The 19,112-nt window shown below is 73.4% G+C and carries 15 protein-coding genes and 1 riboswitch; of the genes, 11 read left to right on the top strand and 4 right to left on the bottom strand.

Annotated features, from left to right (window positions below):
- Positions 1-93: 93 nt before the first annotated feature.
- The gene (locus AB0L75_RS13080; protein ID WP_365179656.1) at positions 94-918 is read right to left on the bottom strand and encodes a hypothetical protein; all 825 of its coding nucleotides are present in this window, start codon (positions 916-918) and stop codon (positions 94-96) included.
- 305 nt (positions 919-1,223) lie between these two features.
- Here AB0L75_RS13080 and AB0L75_RS13075 point away from each other — a divergent pair, with 305 nt between their 5' ends.
- A complete protein-coding gene (locus tag AB0L75_RS13075) occupies positions 1,224-1,637 on the top strand; it encodes a VOC family protein (protein WP_365179653.1) in 414 nt (137 codons plus the stop codon).
- A gap of 16 nt (positions 1,638-1,653) precedes the next feature.
- Here AB0L75_RS13075 and AB0L75_RS13070 read toward each other — a convergent pair whose 3' ends face one another.
- The 3 genes from AB0L75_RS13070 to AB0L75_RS13060 all read right to left on the bottom strand — a co-directional run bounded on the left by AB0L75_RS13070 (position 1,654) and on the right by AB0L75_RS13060 (position 5,262).
- Positions 1,654-3,114 carry a hypothetical protein gene (locus tag AB0L75_RS13070; protein ID WP_365179650.1) on the bottom strand — a complete coding sequence of 487 codons (1,461 nt, stop codon included), beginning with the start codon at positions 3,112-3,114 and terminating at the stop codon, positions 1,654-1,656.
- 243 nt (positions 3,115-3,357) lie between these two features.
- Complete coding sequence (locus tag AB0L75_RS13065) at positions 3,358-4,485, bottom strand: alpha/beta fold hydrolase (RefSeq protein WP_365179647.1); 1,128 nt, start codon at positions 4,483-4,485, stop codon at positions 3,358-3,360.
- Positions 4,486-4,599: 114 nt separating this feature from the next.
- On the bottom strand, positions 4,600-5,262 hold the full coding sequence (locus AB0L75_RS13060; protein WP_365179644.1) for a class II aldolase/adducin family protein: 663 nt from the start codon (positions 5,260-5,262) through the stop codon (positions 4,600-4,602).
- A 189-nt stretch (positions 5,263-5,451) separates the two neighbouring features.
- On the opposite strand from AB0L75_RS13060, the gene AB0L75_RS13055 reads away from it, so the two are divergent.
- The 10 genes from AB0L75_RS13055 (at position 5,452) to cobI (ending at position 19,099) form a co-directional block, all read left to right on the top strand.
- A complete protein-coding gene (locus tag AB0L75_RS13055; RefSeq protein WP_365179641.1) occupies positions 5,452-6,207 on the top strand; it encodes a lysozyme in 756 nt (251 codons plus the stop codon).
- 154 nt (positions 6,208-6,361) lie between these two features.
- The gene (locus AB0L75_RS13050) at positions 6,362-7,612 is read left to right on the top strand and encodes an inorganic phosphate transporter (protein ID WP_365179638.1); all 1,251 of its coding nucleotides are present in this window, start codon (positions 6,362-6,364) and stop codon (positions 7,610-7,612) included.
- Positions 7,613-7,643: 31 nt separating this feature from the next.
- Positions 7,644-7,871, top strand: a complete 228-nt coding sequence (locus AB0L75_RS13045; protein WP_365179635.1) for a hypothetical protein — start codon at positions 7,644-7,646, stop codon at positions 7,869-7,871.
- Positions 7,872-8,027: 156 nt separating this feature from the next.
- Positions 8,028-8,169, top strand: a riboswitch (cobalamin riboswitch).
- A 97-nt stretch (positions 8,170-8,266) separates the two neighbouring features.
- A complete protein-coding gene (locus tag AB0L75_RS13040) occupies positions 8,267-9,229 on the top strand; it encodes a cobalamin biosynthesis protein (RefSeq protein WP_365179632.1) in 963 nt (320 codons plus the stop codon).
- Complete coding sequence (locus tag AB0L75_RS13035; protein ID WP_365179629.1) at positions 9,226-10,758, top strand: cobyric acid synthase; 1,533 nt, start codon at positions 9,226-9,228, stop codon at positions 10,756-10,758. The genes AB0L75_RS13040 and AB0L75_RS13035 overlap by 4 nt, the downstream gene beginning before the upstream one ends.
- Entirely contained in the window at positions 10,755-14,423 is a 3,669-nt protein-coding gene (gene cobN / locus AB0L75_RS13030) for a cobaltochelatase subunit CobN (RefSeq protein ID WP_365179626.1), read from the top strand. The genes AB0L75_RS13035 and cobN overlap by 4 nt, the downstream gene beginning before the upstream one ends.
- Positions 14,420-16,426, top strand: coding sequence for a putative cobaltochelatase (locus AB0L75_RS13025; protein ID WP_365179623.1), 2,007 nt, complete (start codon positions 14,420-14,422; stop codon positions 16,424-16,426). The genes cobN and AB0L75_RS13025 overlap by 4 nt, the downstream gene beginning before the upstream one ends.
- Entirely contained in the window at positions 16,426-17,025 is a 600-nt protein-coding gene (gene cobO, locus AB0L75_RS13020) for a cob(I)yrinic acid a,c-diamide adenosyltransferase (protein ID WP_365179620.1), read from the top strand. The genes AB0L75_RS13025 and cobO overlap by 1 nt, the downstream gene beginning before the upstream one ends.
- Entirely contained in the window at positions 17,019-18,371 is a 1,353-nt protein-coding gene (locus tag AB0L75_RS13015; protein ID WP_365179617.1) for a cobyrinate a,c-diamide synthase, read from the top strand. The genes cobO and AB0L75_RS13015 overlap by 7 nt, the downstream gene beginning before the upstream one ends.
- Positions 18,368-19,099, top strand: a complete 732-nt coding sequence (cobI, locus tag AB0L75_RS13010; RefSeq protein ID WP_365179614.1) for a precorrin-2 C(20)-methyltransferase — start codon at positions 18,368-18,370, stop codon at positions 19,097-19,099. Before AB0L75_RS13015 ends, cobI begins: the two co-directional genes overlap by 4 nt.
- Positions 19,100-19,112 lie beyond the last annotated feature (13 nt).

Genomic DNA, 19,112 nt, shown 5'->3' with positions numbered 1-19,112 from the left:
ATTGGCGGGTGGGCGGCTGAGGCGATCCCGCCGTCTAATGCGCGAGGAGAATGGCCATAGGAGAAGTCTAACGGGGGTGTGCAAGCTGTTTTTCTACGCCCGTGCGTTCGGTCCGCGCCCCTGAAGATCGTTGCCGAGGAGGGTGCGGTCCGGGGTGAACGCGCGGCCTGGGCCGGCGGGCAGCACCCAGCGCAGATCGCCGTCGGCGATGCGGTACGCGGTGACGCGGGGCGGGGCCACGACGGCGAGCATGCCGTGGCCCAGGGGGCGCAGCACGCCGGTGCCGCCCCGGGCGGGGAGCCACTCGGCCGCGTCGGGCAGAGCCCGGTGCCAGCGGACCGACCGGCCGTCGGTGTCGGTCAGCAGCCCGTCGTCCCACAACGCGATCACCTCCCCGCGCACGGTCAGCACCACGGCGGGCCGATGACCCACGCGCGCGTACCGCCAGTGCGGCGCACCGGTCGCGGTGTCGTAGCCGACCACGGCGCCGCCCTGTGCCCGTGACGCCCATGCTTCGGCGTGCGGGTGCCGCTCCACGCGCGCGAAATGGACGAGACGGTCTCCGTACGGGACGGGCCGCACTTGGTGGGCCAGTCCGCGGAGCCCGACGGCGAGGAGGACGCCGCCGAGGACGAGGAGCGGGCGGAGAGCGGGCGGAACGCGGAGAAGGAGGGGGACGCGGAGGGGCACGTGGCGCATGCGTGCGTTACGGCTGTGAGGGGTGGTGGGGCGTCGTTCGCCGGGGCCGGAGTGGGGTGCGGGGGCGGGGGCCTGGGCCGCGACGCCGGTGGTGGGGTGGGCCGAGCCAGGGGGTGCCGGGGGCGGCGGGCCCTGCGGGGCGTGGTGGGACGGCCCCGCTGGCGCGGGGTCCGGTGAGGCGGTGAGGGTGGTGCGCGTGGTGGGTGGTGGGGTGGCCACGTCTGCCCCCTCCGTGTCCTCGGCCGCGGATCGGGCGCCGAGCGTAGCCGTGGACGGTGGGCGGGGCGGGGTGCCGTGGGCGGGTGCGGGCGGGAAGTCGCCCGATCGGGCGTCCGTCCGGCGGTGGGGCGGCGCGGCGGGGAGGGATGCGCCAGGCTCCGGACGACCGGCGCGGCGAACCTCGGCACGGCAGCAGCGGCGGCGGCAGAAGCAGAAGCAGTGCGACACGTTGCTGAGGCGTTGTCAGTGGTGGCTGCAACACTGAACGGGACGCCACAGGACCGGCGCACGGAGGAGTGATCGCCATGGCGGGCATGAGCGGTGGACGGCCGAGCATCTATCCCTCGCTGCTGTACGCGGACGCGAACGCGGCGATCAGACAGCTGACGGAGGCCCTCGGCTTCACCGAGCTGTCGGTGTACGAGACGGCGGACGGCAAGGTGATGCACGCCGAGCTGGTCCAGGGCAACGGCGCGGTGATGATCGGCTCCAAGGGCCGGGGCGGCCGTTTCGACACGGCGATGAAGGATGCCGGGCCCACCGGGGTGTACATCGTCGTGGACGACGTGGACGCCCACCACCAGCGGGCCCTGGAGCACGGCGTGGAGATCCTGATGCCCCCGACGGACCAGGACTACGGCTCGCGGGACTACATGGCCCGTGACGTCGAGGGCAACATCTGGAGCTTCGGGACGTACGCCCCGGAGATCGGCGCCTGAGCGATCCCCGAGCCGCTCATCCCCCGGTGTGCACCTGGAAGGCGGCCCGGCGCACGGCCTTGGCCAGGGCCGGGTCGGGGTGTGCGGCGGCGAGCGCGACCAGCACCTGCACGGTGCGCGGATGGCCGACGGCGCGGACCTCGTCGAGCAGCCGGGGAACCGTGGGCTGCACCGCGGACTCCAGATGCCGGACCAGCATCGGCGCCTCGCCGTGGTCGGCGACGGCCGCGGCGGTGTCCACCCACAGCCAGGTCGCCTCTTCCCGGGTGAGGACCTCGTGGGCGTCCTCCGGGTCGACCCCGTCGTGCTCGGCGAGCCACAGCAGGGCGTACGGCCGCAGGGCGGGCTCGTCCACGACGGCGCGTACGTCGGGTTCGGCGGGGGCGCCGACGACGCGCAGCGCTTCGAAGGCCAGGCCGCGCAGTAGGGCGTCCTCGCCGCGCGCGGCGTGGATCAGCTCGGTGACGGCGCTGCCGACGGGGCGGGCGGCGAGCCAGGCGCGGTATTCGGCGCGGGCGGCGTTGGGGCGGAGCTGGGCGCAGCCGCGGAGCATGTCCTCGGCGGACTGCTCGATGTTGCCGGCCGGACTCTGCGCGGCCACGCAGATCTGCTCCAGCTTGACCCACACCGCCCAGCTGCCCAGCGGGGTGAGGGTGGCCTGGCCGTCGCCGTAGGTCAGCGCGCCGACGTAGCCGAGGGCCTGCAGCACCCAGTCGAGGAGCGGGGCGAGCGGGGTGTCGTCGGCGGGCGCGAGGTCGGGGTCGGGACCGGCCTCCGCCGGGGCCGGGGCGGCGGCCGCCGGGCGGGCGGGCCCGGACTCGGGCCGCTCGACGCCGGGCTCGTAGGGGACCTCGCAGCGCTCGGTGCGCAGTTCGGTGACCCGCTGCTGGAGCAGGTCGAGCAGCTGCTCGACCGGGACGGGACCGGCGGACAGCTGGAGGAAGGAGAGCACCTGGGGCATGGCGGAGACGACCTCGGCGACCGCGGCCGGCCCGTGCTCCTCGGGTTCCGGGGAGGCGAGCGACCAGGCGTCGAAGAGGGCGACCCAGCCGCGCAGCACGGCGCTGTCGTCGCGGTCCCAGGCGCGCAGCCGCCAGCCGGGGCGCGCGCTGTCGCCGTGCACCTCGACGAGTCCGGCGAGGCGTGCCGTGTCCCAGTCGGCGCGGACCTGAGCTGTGCTCAGGCCCAGGTCGGCGGCGGCTCGTTCGGCGGTGGCGGCGGAGAGGGTGGCCTTGCCGTCGGCGGTGGCGCCGTCGCTGCCGGGGCCGAGTGCGGTGTCGGCCCAGCGGGCGACCCGGACCGGACCGGCCAGCCCGGCGCGGGCCAATCCGGCCAGCTCCGCGGGGGCCGGGGTGCCCTCCGGCGGCCGGGGTGCGGGGCGGCGCGGGCGCCGCTGGTTCACAGCTCTGGGGGCGGCGGCCAGGGGTCGCGGTCGGACGATTCGGAGCCTGGAGTCGCGCGGGATACGGGACGTCACGGGTGCAGTCTTCCGGTTGACGGTCCGAAAACCCAAACGGAATGTCACGGCGGGCGACGGGGCTGGCCAAGGCACGGGGGTCGGCGCGGGGCGAGGAGACATGATCAGGCCAGTCGTACGACCTTAAACGGAATGTCCGGCACCGGCGCGGTCCGAGGCCGCCCGCGGCCGCGTCGGCGGAGCCGGGCGACCGCCGGACCAGCGGGATCGGGACGCCGCCGCACCAGCGGGACCAGGAAGCCGTCACACCAGCGGGGTCAGGAAGCGGCGCAGCCGTTCCTCGTACTCCTTCGGATCGGCGTTCCACATCGCCGCGTGCGGGGCCTGCGGCACGGTGTGCAGGGTGACCAGATCGGCGCGGCGGCGGGCGAGGCGGCGGGAGAACTCCCAGGGGGCCACCTGGTCGTCGGGGCCGTGGAAGATCAGCGTCGGCACGGTGAGCCGGGCGGGGTCGGTGATCTCGGCGACCCCGTCGGCGTGCAGGCCGGCCCGGCCCTGCGCGGCCCGTACGGCGAGCGGCAGCAGCGGCTGCGGGGTGTGGCGGGCCCGGGCGAGGGCGCGCAGCGTGGCCTCCCAGCTGAGCACCGGGGAGTCGAGGACCAGCCCGGTGATGCGCTCGCGCACCGGGGAGCGCTCGGCGGCGCGCAGGGCCATGGTGGCGCCGGTGGACCAGCCGAGCAGGACGACCCGGCGGGCGCCGTAGCGGACGGCGTAGCGGATCGCCGCGTCCAGGTCGCGCCACTCGGTCTCGCCGAGGTGGTTCAGTCCGTCGTGCGGGCGCGGGGCGCCGAGGTCGCCGCGGTAGGCGAGCGCGAGGACCGGCACCCTGCGGGCGTGCAGCGGGGCCATGAGGTTCATGGCCTGTTCCCGGGTGGTGCCGAGGCCGTGCACGGCGATCACCCAGGTGTCCCGGGCCCCGGGCACGAACCAGGCGGGCAGTTCGCCGAGTTCGCCGGGCACGTCGATGTCGGCGTGGTCGAGGCCGAGGGCGGCGGCCGGATTGCCGATGTGGAGGTTCGGGGTGAGCCACACCGCGTCCCCGGGGGCGAGGGTGCCGTGTGTGACGCGCTCCAGGCGGCGTACGACGGTGTCGGCCGCGTGCCGGGCCGCCTCCAGGACGGGGCCGACGATCGCGTGGGAGCCGTCGCCGGCGAGGCCGTAGGTGCCGGGGCGCAGCGAGGCCAGATCGCGGGTGAGCGTGATCCGGCCGGCGGCCGTGCCGTGCACGGTGAGGCGGGGTTCGGTGGGCAGGGGACGGCCGGCGGGTGCCTTCAGCGCGGCGTCGCTGGCGAACCGGCCGGCGGCGACGGATGCGATCCCTGCGGCGAGGACCGCGGTGGCTGCGGTGGCGGTCGCTTTTACGGTGCCCACGGCTCCAGTGTCGTGGGGGTTGCCGTCACCGGCCAGCGGAGCGGCGGGACGGTCCGCGTCGTGGCTGGGCGCCATCGCGGCGGGTCACGGTGAGCGGGAGGCGGGAAGCGGTGGTCACGTCCGCTGGCCGTACCCCTTCAGGCGGTCCCCCACCTCCTTCAGCTGTGCCTCCGTCAGCAGGGACGGGGGCACGCCCGGTATGGAGGACGCCGTCAGCCACAGGCGGCACATCCACTCCAGCTGGGCGGTGCGGTCGTAGGCCTGGTCGAGGGTGGCGCCGTAGGTGATGGTGCCGTGGTTCTGCAGCAGGCAGCCGGAGCGGTCGGTCAGGGCGCGGAGCATGTGCTCGGCGAGTTCGTCGGTGCCGTAGGTGGCGTAGGGGGCGACGCGGACGGGGCCGCCGAGGGCGGCGGCCATGTAGTGGACCAGCGGCAGCTCGGGCACGAGCGTGGAGACCGCCGTCGCGTGCACGGCGTGGGTGTGGACGATCGCGCGGGCGTCGGTGGTGCGGTAGACGGCGAGGTGCATGGGCAGTTCGCTGGTCGGCACCAGCGTGCCGAGCACCTGGCGTCCGGTGAGGTCGACGCCGGTGATGTCGTCCGGGCCGAGCCGGTCGTACGGTACGCCCGACGGGGTGACCAGCACGAGGTCCCCGGCGCGTGCCGAGACATTGCCCGAGGTGCCGACCACCAGTCCGTCGGTTACGGTCCGCCGTGCCGTGGCGACCAGTTCCGCCCAGATGCGTTCCGGTTCCGCTTCCCGTCGCTGTTCAGCCATGCCGTGATCCTGCCAGCCGTGTTCTCGGACAGGGGGCGGACGGGAGCTTCCGGCCGGAAGTGCGTACCCCCGAATGGGCGGAAGTAGGGGTGAATCGCCGCAAATGGGCGTCGATTCGATGATCTTCAGGCCTTCAATGGACCCCCTTGCCCGCCGGACGATCCTCCGTCCGCCGACCCGGGGAGACACATGGCCCGTGTACGCACTCGTCCCCGTCGCCGCGCCGGTGTCCTCGTGGCGGCCACGGCGGCGCTCGCCCTCGCGAGCACCGGCACCGCGGCGGCCGGAACTCCGGCGCCGGCCACGGGCAAGCCCCGCGGCCACGACGTCTCGTCGCACCAGAAGCGCGTCGGCTGGCCGGCCGCCCGGTCCAAGGGCGCGCGGTTCGTCTACGTCAAGGCGACCGAGTCGACGAGCTACCGCAACCCCTATTTCGCGCAGCAGTACAACGGTGCCCGGAAGGTGGGCCTGGTCCGGGGCGCCTACCACTTCGCGCTGCCGGACAAGTCCTCCGGCGCCAAGCAGGCCGCGTACTTCGTGCGGCACGGCGGCGGCTGGCGGGCGGACGGCTGGACGCTGCCGCCCGCGCTCGACATCGAGTACAACCCGTACAACAAGAAGCACAAATGCTACGGGATGAGCAAGAAGCGGATGGTCCGCTGGGTCCGGTCCTTCAGCGACGAGGTCAAGCGGAAGACCGGCCGCCGCCCGGTCATCTACACGACGACCCAGTGGTGGAAGCTGTGCACCGGCAACAGCCACGCGTTCTCGAAGAGCAACCCGCTGTGGATCGCCCGCCACAGCACCAAGCGGCCGGGGACGCTGCCGGGCGGCTGGCAGTACTGGACCTTCTGGCAGCACAAGTCCCGCGGCCGGCTGCCGGGTGACCAGGATCTCTTCAACGGGTCCGCGAGCCGGCTGCGGGTCTTCGCGCGTAGCCGATAGCCAAGGGGCACCTGGGGCGCCGGTGCCGAACCGGAGGGAAACGGAACATCAACCCCTCCCCTCAGACACCCCCACGCCCGCCTCAGTTCACCTTCCGTTCATCCAGGTTGCCTACGGTCCAACAGCCAATGACCTCGAACGATTGCCTGGGTAAATGGAAAACTTCTCGCTGATCCTCGCGATTGTGGTGGTAACCGCACTCGCGTTTGATTTCACGAACGGTTTCCACGACACCGCCAACGCGATGGCCACGACCATCTCGACCGGTGCACTCAAGCCCAAGGTCGCGGTGGCCATGTCGGCCGCCCTCAACCTTGTGGGAGCTTTCCTCTCCGTGGAGGTCGCCAACACGATCTCCAAAGGTCTCGTCGACGAGCACGGCATACGTCCCGAGGTCATCTTCGCCGCCCTGGTCGGCGCGATCCTCTGGAACCTCGTGACCTGGCTGGTGGGCCTGCCCTCCAGCTCCTCGCACGCCCTGATGGGCGGTCTGATCGGCGCCACCGTCGCCTCCGCCGGCCTCGGTGCCGTGCACGGTGACGTCCTGGTCACCAAGGTGCTGCTCCCGGCCGTCGCCGCGCCGGTCGTGGCGGGCGCCGCGTCGATGCTGGCCACCCGCTTCTCCTACGGCATCGGCGGCAAGGCCGAGGGCGAGGCCACCCGCAAGGGCTACCGCGCCGGCCAGATCGCCTCCGCCGGCCTGGTCTCCCTCGCCCACGGCACCAACGACGCCCAGAAGACGATGGGCATCATCACCCTCGCGCTGATCGCGGGCGGTGCCATCTCCCCCGGCTCCAACCCGCCGGTCTGGGTCATCCTCTCCGCCGGTCTGGCCATCGCGCTCGGCACCTACATCGGCGGCTGGCGCATCATCCGCACCATGGGCACGGGCCTGACCGAGCTGGAGCCGCGCCAGGGCTTCGCCGCCCAGACCAGCGCCGCCACCGCCATCCTGGCCTCCTCCCACCTGGGCTTCTCCCTCTCCACCACGCATGTCGTCTCCGGCTCGGTGATGGGTGCGGGCCTCGGCCGCAAGGGCGGGGTGGTCCGCTGGTCCACCGCGACCCGTATGGCCGTCGCCTGGGTGCTCACCCTGCCGGCCGCCGCACTGGTCGGCGCGGGCGCCGAGTCCGTCACGGACCTGGGCGACTGGGGCACCGCCGCCGTCGCCGTCTTCCTGGTCGCCGCGAGCGCCGCGATCTGGAAGTACTCCCGCCGTGAGGTCGTCGACCACACCAACGTCGTCGCCGAGCCCACGGAGCCGGCCGGCGTGGTGACCACCGCCATCGCCGCCGTGACCCCGCCCCCGGCGGGCACGATCAGCGAGGGCCTGACGGCCACGATCGCCTCCCCGGCCGCCGCCGAGCCCGCGCCCCAGGCCGCCCCGCCGGCCGCCACCGTCTGACCCCGGCCACCCGGTTACCGAAGGAAGCATCATGAAGATCGACTGGGCGGCCCTCGGCTCCGTCTTCGGCGTCAGCCTCGTGTTCACCGTGGCCCTGGTGGCCCTGTTCACCCTCGGCGTCAACGGTCTGGCACGACGCGAGAAGGCCGCCGCGCAGGGCGGCTCCGCCAACCTCGCCGTCACCGGCGCCTACGTCTGCTTCGCCGCGTGCGCGGCGGCGGTGGCGTACGGCATCTACCTGATCGTCGCCAAGGCCTGACGGCCCGCCACGCATCACCCCCTGCGGACCAAGCGTCCCGAAGGCTCCCCTCCAGGCATCACGGAGGGGAGCCTTCGCCGTGCTCAAGAGCCTCGGGCGCCCCGCGATGTGGGGATCGGCACACTCTCCCCGTGCAGGTCAACGGCAAGTTGACGGCCGTTCCGGGCGCGTGGTGGACTGCCCACGCCATGTACGGCGGCAGGAGAGGAAGCCGGTGCGAATCCGGCGCGGTCCCGCCACTGTCACCGGGGAAGAACCCCGGAAGCCAGGAACTCTCACCGCCGAATCTCGTCGAACCAGGGCGCGGACACCCTGAGTGAGGACCCAGATCGCCATGCTCGGCTGCCGAAGGACCCCTGCCAGGCCTGCTCCTGTTCCCACGGCCGGCTGAACCGATGGGTGCCGATCGCACTTACGCGTACGGCGCCGCCGCCGGCCTTCTCGGCGACCTGCTCCTCGGCGATCCGCGCCGCGGGCATCCGGTCGCCGCGTTCGGTCGTGCGGCCGCTGCCGTGGACCGCGCGTTGTGGCACGACCACCGCGGCTGGGGCGCCCTGCACACCGTGGTGTGCGCCGGCGGCGCCGTCGCACTCGGCACGGCCGCCATACGCGCCGTACGCCCCTGCCCCGCCGCCTCCGTCGCACTGACCGCCGCCGCCACCTGGACTGTCGTCGGCGGTACGTCGCTCGCCCGCGAGGCCCGCACCATCGCAGGCGCCCTGGAACGCGGGGACGTCGAGGCGGCGCGGGCGCGGCTGCCGCATCTGTGCGGCCGGGACCCGCAGGCGCTGGACGCCGACGGGATCGCCCGCGCCGTGGTCGAGTCGGTCGCCGAGAACACCTCCGACGCCGTGGTGGGCGCGCTGGTGTGGGGCGCGGTGGCCGGAGTGCCCGGACTGCTCGGCTTCCGGGCGGTCAACACACTGGACGCGATGGTGGGTCACAAGTCGCCCCGGTACCGGCGTTACGGCTGGGCCTCGGCCCGGCTCGACGACCTGGCCGGCTGGCCGGGGGCCCGGCTGACCGCCGTACTCGCCGCCGCGGCCGGACCCGACCCGCGCGGTGCCCTGCGCGCCTGGCGGGCCGACGCCCACCGGCACCCGAGCCCCAACGCCGGCCCCGTCGAAGCGTCGTTCGCGGGCGCGCTGGGGGTACGCCTGGGCGGCACGTTGTCGTACGGCAGCCGGGTCGAGCACCGCCCGGTGCTCAACGGGGAGGCCGGACGCGCCGTTCGGCCCACCGACGTCGACCGCGCCGTACGGCTCTCCCGCCGCGTCGGTCTGCTCGCGCTCGGCACCACGGTCGCCGCGCGCCTGATGGTCAAGAGCGTCAAAGGTCTGAAGGGACGTGGGAAGTGAACGGGGGACTCCTCGTCGCAGGCACCACCTCCGACGCAGGCAAGAGCGTCGTGACGGCAGGGATCTGCCGGTGGCTGGTGCGCCAGGGAGTGAAGGTCGCGCCGTTCAAGGCGCAGAACATGTCGCTCAACTCCTTCGTGACCCGCCAGGGCGCGGAGATCGGACGGGCCCAGGCCATGCAGGCCCAGGCCTGCCGGATCGAGCCGACCGCGCTGATGAACCCGGTGCTGCTCAAGCCGGGCGGCGAGCAGAGCAGCCAGGTCGTGCTGATGGGCAGGCCGGTGGGCGAGCTGAGCGCGCGCGGCTATCACGGCGGGCGGCAGCAGAAGCTGCTCGGCACGGTGCTGGACTGCCTGGCCGAGTTGCGGGGCACGTATGACGCGGTGATCTGTGAGGGTGCGGGCAGCCCGGCCGAGATCAATCTGCGCCGGACCGACATCGTGAACATGGGGATCGCGCGGAACGCGCGGCTGCCCGTGCTGGTGGTGGGGGACATCGACCGCGGAGGCGTCTTCGCCTCCTTCTTCGGGACCGTCGCCCTGCTCTCGCCCGAGGACCAGGAGCTGGTCGCCGGGTTCCTGGTGAACAAGTTCCGCGGCGATGTGAGCCTGCTGGAGCCCGGGTTGGAGATGCTCCAGGGCCTCACCGGGCGGCGCACCTACGGCGTCCTGCCGTTCCGGCACGGGCTCGGCATCGACGAGGAGGACGGGCTCAGGGTCTCGCTGCGCGGCACCGTGCGGGAGTCGACCGTGACGCCCCCGGTCGGCGAGGACGTGCTGCGGGTCGCCGTGTGCGCGATCCCGCTGATGTCCAACTTCACGGACGTGGACGCGCTGGCCGCCGAACCGGGCGTCGTGGTGCGGTTCGTGGACCGCTCGGAGGAGCTGGCGGACGCGGACCTGGTGGTGATCCCAGGCACCCGGGGCACGGTGCGCGCGCTGGAGTGGCTGCGGGAGCGCGGGCTCACCGACGCCCTGGTGCGCAGGGCCGCCGAAGGCCGCCCCGTCCTCGGCATCTGCGGCGGCTTCCAGATCCTCGGCGAGCACATCGAGGACGAGGTCGAATCGCGCGCCGGCGCGGTCGACGGGCTCGGGATGCTGCCCGTGCGGGTGCGGTTCGCCCGCGAGAAGACCCTGACCCGGCCGGCCGGGAAGGCCCTCGGCGAGCGGGTCGAGGGGTACGAGATCCACCACGGCGTCGCCTCCGTAGAGGCAGGGGACGCGTTCATCTCCGACGACGAGGGACACAGCCTGGACGGCTGCCGGGTCGGCCAGACCTGGGGCACGCACTGGCACGGCTCGCTGGAGTCGGACGGCTTCCGCCGGGCCTTCCTGCGCGAGGTGGCCGCCGCCGCGGGCCGCCGCTTCGTGCCGGCGCCGGACACCTCTTTCGCCGCGCTGCGCGAGGAGCAGCTCGACCGGCTCGGCGACCTGATCGAACAGCACGCGGACACGGACGCGCTCTGGCGGCTCATCGAGTCGGGCGCGCCGCAAGGACTGCCTTTCATCGCACCGGGAGCGCCCGCATGAGCACAGTGTTGTTGTTGTCGACTGCCGACACGGATCTGCTGGCGGCCCGGGCCTCCGGCGCGGACTACCGTATCGGCAACCCGACCCGGGTGGACGTCACCGCGGAGCTGCCGGCGCTGCTCGACGGCGCGGACCTCGCCGTCGTACGGCTGCTGGGCGGCAAGCGAGCCTGGGAGGAGGGGCTGGCCGCGCTGAAGGCGGCCGGGATCCCGACCGTGCTGCTGGGCGGCGAGGCCGTACCGGACGCCGAGCTGATGGCCGAGTCGTCGGTGCCGGCCGGTGTGGTCGCGGAGGCGCTGAAGTACCTGGTCGAGGGCGGGCCCGCGAACCTGCTGGAGCTGTCCCGGTTCCTGTCGGACACCGTGCTGCTGACCGGCGAGGGCTTCGAGGAGCCGCGGAAGATGCCGGAGTACGGCGTCCACGGCTCGTACGAGATCCGGGACGGCCGTCCGACCGTGGGCGTGCTCTTCTACCGGGCGCACGAGCTGAGCGGGAACACCGCCTTCGTGGACACCCTGTGCGCGGCCATCGAGGCGCAGGGCGCCAATGCCCTGCCCGTGTACTGCGGTTCGCTGCGCGGTGCGGACGCCGGGCTGTACGAGCTGCTGGGGAGGGCCGACGCGCTGGTCGCGACCGTGCTCGCGGCCGGCGGTACACACGCCTCGCAGGCCTCGGCGGGCGGCGACGAGGAGTCCTGGGACATCGGTGCGCTCGCGGATCTCGACATCCCGGTGCTGCAAGGACTCTGCCTCACCTCCTCGCGGTCCGCGTGGGACGAGTCGGACGCCGCCCTCTCCCCCATGGACGCGGCGATGCAGGTCGCGATCCCCGAGTTCGACGGCCGGCTGATCACCGTGCCGTTCTCCTTCAAGGAGCAGGGCCCGGACGACGTCCCGGTGTACGTGGCCGATCCGGAGCGGGCCGCACGGGTGGCCGGAATCGCCCTGCGCCACGCCCGGTTGAAGCACAAGCCGAACGCGGAGAAGCGCATCGCGCTGGTCTTCACGGCGTACCCGACGAAGCACTCACGGGTCGGCAACGCGGTCGGCCTGGACACGCCCGCTTCGGCGGTGCGGGTGCTGGACGCGCTGCGGGACGCCGGCTACGCGCTCACCGAATACCCCTCCGGCGGCGACGAGCTGATCCACCGGCTGATCGAGGCCGGCGGCCACGACGTGGAGTGGCTGACCGAGGAGCAGCTGGCGGCGGCGCCCGCGCGGGTGCCGCTGGCGGACTACCGGGCGTGGTTCGAGAGGCTGGACCCGCAGCTGCGGGACGCGATGACCGAGGCGTGGGGCGAGCCGCCGGGCGGCCTGTACGTCGACGGCGAGGACATCGTGCTGGCCAGCCTCCAGTTCGGCAACGTCGTGGTGATGATCCAGCCGCCGCGCGGCTTCGGCGAGAACCCGATCGCGATCTACCACGACCCCGACATGCCGCCCTCGCACCACTACATGGCGGCGTACCGGTGGCTGGAGGCCGCACCATCGGAGGGGGGCTTCGGCGCGGACGCGATCGTGCACATGGGCAAGCACGGCACGATGGAGTGGCTGCCGGGCAAGGGGCTGGGCCTGTCGCGCGGGTGCGCCCCTGACGCCGTCCTCGGGGACCTCCCTCTCGTCTACCCGTTCATCGTCAACGACCCCGGCGAGGGCACCCAGGCCAAGCGGCGCGGGCATGCCACGGTGGTCGACCACCTGGTGCCGCCGATGGCCCGCGCCGACACCTATGGCGACCTGGCCAAGCTGGAGCAGCTGCTGGACGAGTACGCGCTCGTCTCCGACCTGGACCCGGCGAAGGCCCCGGCGGTCCGCGCCCAGATCTGGACCCTGGTCAAGGCGGCCGAGCTGCACCACGACCTGCATGTGGACGAGCAGCCGGGCGACGACGACTTCGACGAGTTCGTCATGCACATCGACGGCTATCTGTGCGAGATCAAGGACGTGCAGATCCGCGACGGCCTGCACATCCTGGGCGGCGGCCCGGTCGGCGAGCCGCGCGTGAACCTGGTGCTGGCCGTGCTGCGCGCGTCCCAGGTGTGGGGCGGTCAGGCGAACGCGCTGCCGGGACTCAGGGCCTGCCTCGCCGCCCATTTCGGGCTGGTCGAGAAGGAGCTGCTCGCCGAGCCGGGCGCCCCGGTGAAGGTGCCGGTGGAGCTGACGGACCTGGTGGACGGCCCGTCCCGTACGGCCTCCGACGCGATCGACCTGCTGGAGCAGCTGTGCCGGCGGATCGCGGAGGGCCTGGAGGAGCGGTCCTGGGAGCGGACGGCCGTACTCACCGTCCTGCGGGACGCGCTAGGCACCGAACTCCCCGATGCCGTCGCCGTGTTGGAGTTCGCGTGTGACGAGGTCGTACCCCGGCTGGCGAGGACCACGGACGAGATCGGGCACATCCTGCGGGCGCTCGCCGGCGGTTACGTCCCGGCGGGTCCGTCGGGTTCGCCGACCCGGGGTCTGGTCAACGTCCTGCCGACCGGCCGGAACTTCTACTCGGTCGACCCCAAGGCCATTCCGTCCCGGCTGAGCTGGGAGGTCGGCCAGTCGCTCGCCGACTCGCTGGTGCAGCGGTACCTCCAGGACACGGGCGAGCACCCGAAGTCCGTCGGCCTGACGGTCTGGGGCACGTCCGCGATGCGCACCCAGGGAGACGACATCGCCGAGATCCTGGCGCTGCTCGGCTGCCGCCCGGTGTGGGACGACGCGTCGCGCCGGGTCACGGGCTTCGAGGTGGTGCCGCTCGCCGAGCTGGGCCGGCCGCGCATCGACGTCACGGTCCGGATCTCCGGCTTCTTCCGGGACGCGTTCCCGCACGTCGTCGGCCTGATCGACGACGCGGTGCGGGCGGTGGCCGAGCTGGACGAGCCGGCCGAGAGCAACTACGTGCGGGCGCATGTGGATGAGGACGCGGCCGAGCACGGGGACCGGCGCCGGGCCACGGCCCGTATCTTCGGCTCGAAGCCGGGCGCGTACGGCGCCGGTCTGCTGCCGCTGATCGACGCCCGCAACTGGCGCTCCGACGCCGACCTCGCCGAGGTGTACGCCGTCTGGGGCGGCTACGCCTACGGGCGCGGGCTCGACGGGCGGGCGGCGCGCGGGGACATGGAGACGGCGTTCAAGCGGATCGCGGTGGCGGCGAAGAACGTCGACACCAGGGAACACGACTTGGTCGACGCGGACGACTACTTCCAGTACCACGGCGGCATGGTCGCGATGGTGCGCCATCTGACCGGCGCCAACCCCGAGGCGTACGTCGGCGACAGCGCCGTACCGGACCAGGTGAGGACCCGCACGCTGGGCGAGGAGACGCACCGCGTCTTCCGGGCGCGGGTGGTCAACCCGCGCTGGATGGCGGCCATGCGCCGGCACGGCTACAAGGGCGCCTTCGAGATGGCGGCGACCGTGGACTATCTGTTCGGCTACGACGCGACGGCGGGAGTGGTCGACGACTGGATGTACGAGAAGCTAAGCGCCGAGTACGTCTTCGACCCGGAGAACCGGGACTTCATGAAGAAGTCCAACCCATGGGCGCTGCGCGGCGTCACCGAGCGGCTCCTGGAGGCGGCGGACCGAGGGCTGTGGGCGGAGCCGGACACGGACACGCTGGAGCGGCTGCGCGCCACTTATCTGGAGCTGGAAGGCGATCTGGAGGGCGACGAGAAGTGACCACTCCCTTCCCTTTCACGGCTGTTGTCGGCCAGGACGACCTGCGGCTCGCGCTGCTCCTCAACGCGGTCAGCCCCGCTGTCGGCGGCGTGCTGGTGCGCGGCGAGAAGGGCACGGCCAAGTCGACGGCCGTACGCGCCCTTTCGGCGCTGCTGCCCGAGGTCGCGGTCGTTCCCGGCTGCCGGTTCTCCTGCGCCCCGACGGCACCGGACCCGAACTGCCCCGACGGCCCGCACGAGCAGCCGTCCGGCACCGCGCGTGCGGCGCGGATGGTCGAACTCCCTGTCGGCGCCTCCGAGGACCGGCTGGTCGGCGCGCTCGACATCGAGCGGGCGCTCGCGGAGGGTGTGAAGGCGTTCGAGCCGGGCCTGCTGGCCGACGCGCACCGGGGCATCCTCTACGTCGACGAGGTCAACCTCCTCCACGACCACCTGGTCGACCTGCTGCTGGACGCGGCGGCGATGGGGGCGTCCTACGTCGAGCGCGAGGGCGTCTCCGTGCGGCACGCGGCGCGCTTCCTGCTCGTGGGCACCATGAACCCCGAGGAGGGCGAGCTGCGGCCGCAGCTGCTGGACCGGTTCGGGCTCACGGTGGAGGTGGCCGCCTCCCGCGAGCCCGACCAGCGGGTGGAGGTCGTACGGCGGCGGCTCGCGTACGACGACGATCCGGCCGGTTTCGCCGCCCGGTGGGCCGAGGAGGAGGCCGCCGTACGACAGCGGATCGTGGCGGCACGGGAGTTGCTGCCGCAGGTGCGGCTGGGCGACGGTGCGCTGCGGCAGATCGCGGCGACCTGCGCGGCCTTCGAGGTGGACGGCATGCGGGCCGACATCGTGATGGCGCGTACGGCGACCGCGCTGGCCGCGTGGGCGGGGCGGACGGATGTGCTGGCGGAGGATGTGCGCCAGGCCGCGCTGCTGGCACTGCCGCACCGCAGGCGCCGTAGCCCCTTCGACGCGCCCGGTCTCGACGAGGACAAGCTGGACGACACGCTGGAGCAGTTCGCCGGGGACGACTCCGAGGGCGACGAGGATCCCGATCCGGACGGACCGGGTGGCGGCGGCGGTCAGCCGCAGCCCGACTCCGGCCCGCAGGGCGGCGGCGACACCGCCGCGCGGCCCGAGGCCGGCGAGGAGGGCGAGCCGCAGGCGTCCGGCGCGCGGGAGCAGTCGGCCGCACGGGCCGCCGAGCCGTTCCGCACCAAGGTGCTGAGCGTGCCCGGCATCGGTGAGGGTGCCGCCGGACGGCGGTCGCGGGCGCGCACCGAGCACGGGCGGACCACCGGGGCCAGGCGGCCCCGGGGCGCGCTGACCAAGCTGCACCTGGCCGCGACCGTGCAGGCGGCCGCCCCGCATCAGCGGGCGCGCGGCCGGTCCGGGCCGGGGCTGGTGATCCGCCGGGACGATCTGCGGCAGGCGACGCGGGAGGGGCGCGAGGGCAATCTCGTGCTGTTCGTGGTGGACGCCTCCGGGTCGATGGCGGCGCGGCAGCGGATGAGCGCCGTGAAGGGTGCGGTGCTGTCGCTGCTGCTCGACGCGTATCAGCGGCGGGACAAGGTGGGTCTGGTGACGTTCCGGGGCGCCGGCGCGGAGGTCGCGCTGCCGCCGACGTCGTCCGTGGATGCCGCCGCCGTGCGGCTGGAGTCGCTGCCGACCGGCGGTCGTACGCCGCTCGCGGCCGGGCTGCTGAAGGCGCACGACGTGCTGCGCGTCGAGCGGCTGCGGGATCCGGCGCGGCGGGCGCTGGTCGTGGTGGTGACCGATGGTCGGGCCACCGGTGGCCCGGAGCCGGTGGCGCTGGCCGGGCGGGCGGCGCGGCTGTTCGCGGCCGAGGGGATCGCCTCGGTGGTCGTGGACTGCGAGTCGGGGCCGGTGCGGCTCGGGCTCGCCGGGCAGCTCGCGGGTGAGCTGGGCGGCATGGGCGTCACGCTGGACGAGCTGCGTGCCGACTCGATCGCCGGGCTGGTCAGGGATGTGCAGGGGAACAGCAAGAGGAGGGCCGCGTAATGCCTCAGGGGCAGCCGAGTGTCGTACCCGATGATGGTCTGACGACTCGTCAGCGGCGGAACCGGCCGCTGGTCGTCGTGCACACCGGCATCGGCAAGGGCAAGTCCACCGCCGCGTTCGGGCTCGCGCTGCGCGCCTGGAACCAGGGCTGGCCGATCGGGGTGTTCCAGTTCGTCAAGTCGGCGAAGTGGAAGGTCGGCGAGGAGAACGCGCTGCGTGTGCTCGGCGCCTCCGGCGAGGGCGGCACCGTCGACTGGCACAAGATGGGCGAGGGCTGGTCCTGGGTGCAGCGGGATCAGCAGATGGACAACGAGGAGAAGGCCCGGGAGGGCTGGGAGCAGGTCAAGCGGGACCTGGCGGCCGAGACGTACCGGCTGTACGTGCTGGACGAGTTCGCGTACCCGATGCACTGGGGGTGGGTCGACACCGATGAGGTCGTCGACGTGCTCCGGAATCGGCCGGGGACCCAGCACGTCGTGATCACCGGGCGGAACGCGCCCGGGAAGCTGGTCGACTTCGCGGACCTCGTCACCGACATGTCCAAGGTCAAGCACCCCATGGACGCGGGGCAGAAGGGCCAGAAGGGCATCGAGTGGTGACATCGTCGGTGCCTCGGCTGGTCATCGCCGCGCCCTCGTCGGGCAGCGGCAAGACCACCGTGGCCACGGGGCTGATGGCCGCGTTCGCCGCGCGGGGGCTCGCCGTGTCCCCGCACAAGGTCGGGCCGGACTACATCGACCCCGGGTATCACGCGCTCGCGACCGGGCGGACGGGGCGGAACCTGGACGCCTACCTGTGCGGCCCCGAGCTGGTCGCTCCGCTGTTCCTGCACGGGGCGCGGGGGTGCGACCTGGCCGTGGTCGAGGGCGTGATGGGGCTGTACGACGGGGCGGCGGGGGAGGGCGAGCTGGCTTCCACCGCCCATGTGGCCAAGCTGCTGCGGGCGCCGGTGGTGCTGGTGGTCGACGCGTCGTCGCAGTCGCGGTCGGTGGCGGCGCTGGTGCACGGGTTCGCGTCGTGGGATCCGCAGGTGCGGGTCGGGGGCGTGATCCTCAACAAGGTGGGCTCCGACCGGCATGAGGAGCTGCTGCGGGAGGCGCTGGATTCGGCCGGGGTGCCGGTGCTGGGCGCCTTGCGGCGGGCTCAGCAGGTGGACACGCCTTCTCGGCACCTCGGGCTGGTGCCGGTTGCCGAACGGCAGTCCGCGGCGGTGGAGGCCGTACGGGCGATGGCTGCGCAGGTCGAGCAAGGGTGCGATCTGGAAGCCCTGTGGGGACTGGCGCGGAGCGCGGGAGCGCTGACCTGCGCTCCTTGGGAACCGCCCGTCACCACCACAGGGCAACGTGAGGTGGTCGCCGTTGCAGGCGGGCCCGCCTTCAGCTTCTCCTACGCCGAACACACCGAGCTGCTCGCCGCCGCAGGTGCCGAAGTCGTCGCCTTCGACCCCCTCCACGACGAGCAACTGCCCCAAGGTACGGCCGGGTTGGTCATCGGTGGCGGTTTCCCCGAGGTGTACGCCGCCGAGCTGTCCGCCAACGAGCCGCTGCGCAGGGCCGTCGCCGAACTGGCCCTCGGCGGCGCCCCCGTGGCCGCCGAATGCGCCGGACTGCTCTATCTGTGCCGGGAGCTGGACGGCCGGCCCATGTGCGGGGTGCTTGACGCCACCGCCCGCATGAGTGAACGGCTGACCCTCGGCTACCGGGACGCCGTGGCCGTCGGGGACAGTGTGCTGGCCGCCGCCGGGACGCGGATGCGGGGGCACGAGTTCCATCGCACGGTCGTCGAGCCCGGCGCCGGTGCCGCTCCCGCCTGGGGCGTGCGGGCGCCCGTGAGGCGGGTCGAAGGTTTTGTACAGCAGGGCGTGCACGCGAGTTATCTGCACACGCACTGGGCGTCCGAGCCCGGTGTCGCCCGTCGGTTCGTGGAGAGGTGCCGGACGTCATGAGCAGCAGGCTGATCGGTGTCGGGGTCGGTCCCGGTGACCCGGAGCTGGTGACCGTCAAGGGGGTCAACGCCCTGCGCGCGGCCGATGTCGTCGTCGTACCCGTGATGGATACCGGGGAGCGGGGGCGCGCCGAGGCGACCGTGTTGCACTATGTGCCCGAGGACAAGGTCGTCCGGGTGGTGTTCGCGCTGAACGAGCGGACCGACCGGGCGCGCCGGGAGGCGGCGTGGGACGCGGCCGGAGCCACCGTCGCCGGGCTGCTGGAGGAGCATGCGGCCGTCGCCTTCGCCACCATCGGCGATCCGAACGTGTACTCGACGTTCACCTATCTCGCGCAGACGATCGCCGAGCTGGTGCCGGGTGTCGTCGTGGAGACCGTGCCCGGGATCACCGCCATGCAGGATCTGGCGGCGCGCTCCGGTGCCGTGCTGACGGAGGGCACCGAGCCGCTGACGCTGGTGCCGGTGACGGCCGGGTCGGCGGTGCTGCAGGAGGCGCTGGCCGGGCCGGGGACCGTCGTCGCGTACAAGTTCGGGCGGCAGGCGGCCGAGGTGGCGCAGGCGCTCACGCGGACCGGGCGGCTCGGGGATGCCGTGTGGGGTTCGGCGCTGGGTCTGCCGGAGGAGTCGGTGCGGCCGGCCGCCGAGCTGGACGGGACGCCGCTGCCGTATCTGTCGACGCTGATCGCGCCGCCGCGCCGGGACGGCGGACGGGGCGGGAAGCTGTGAGGCGGCCGGTCGG

Source organism: Streptomyces sp. NPDC052101 (genome assembly GCF_040680235.1).
Lineage (GTDB): Bacteria > Actinomycetota > Actinomycetes > Streptomycetales > Streptomycetaceae > Streptomyces.
The sequence above is the reverse complement of the archived record's forward strand: the minus strand, read 5'-3'. Positions and strand labels throughout refer to the sequence as shown.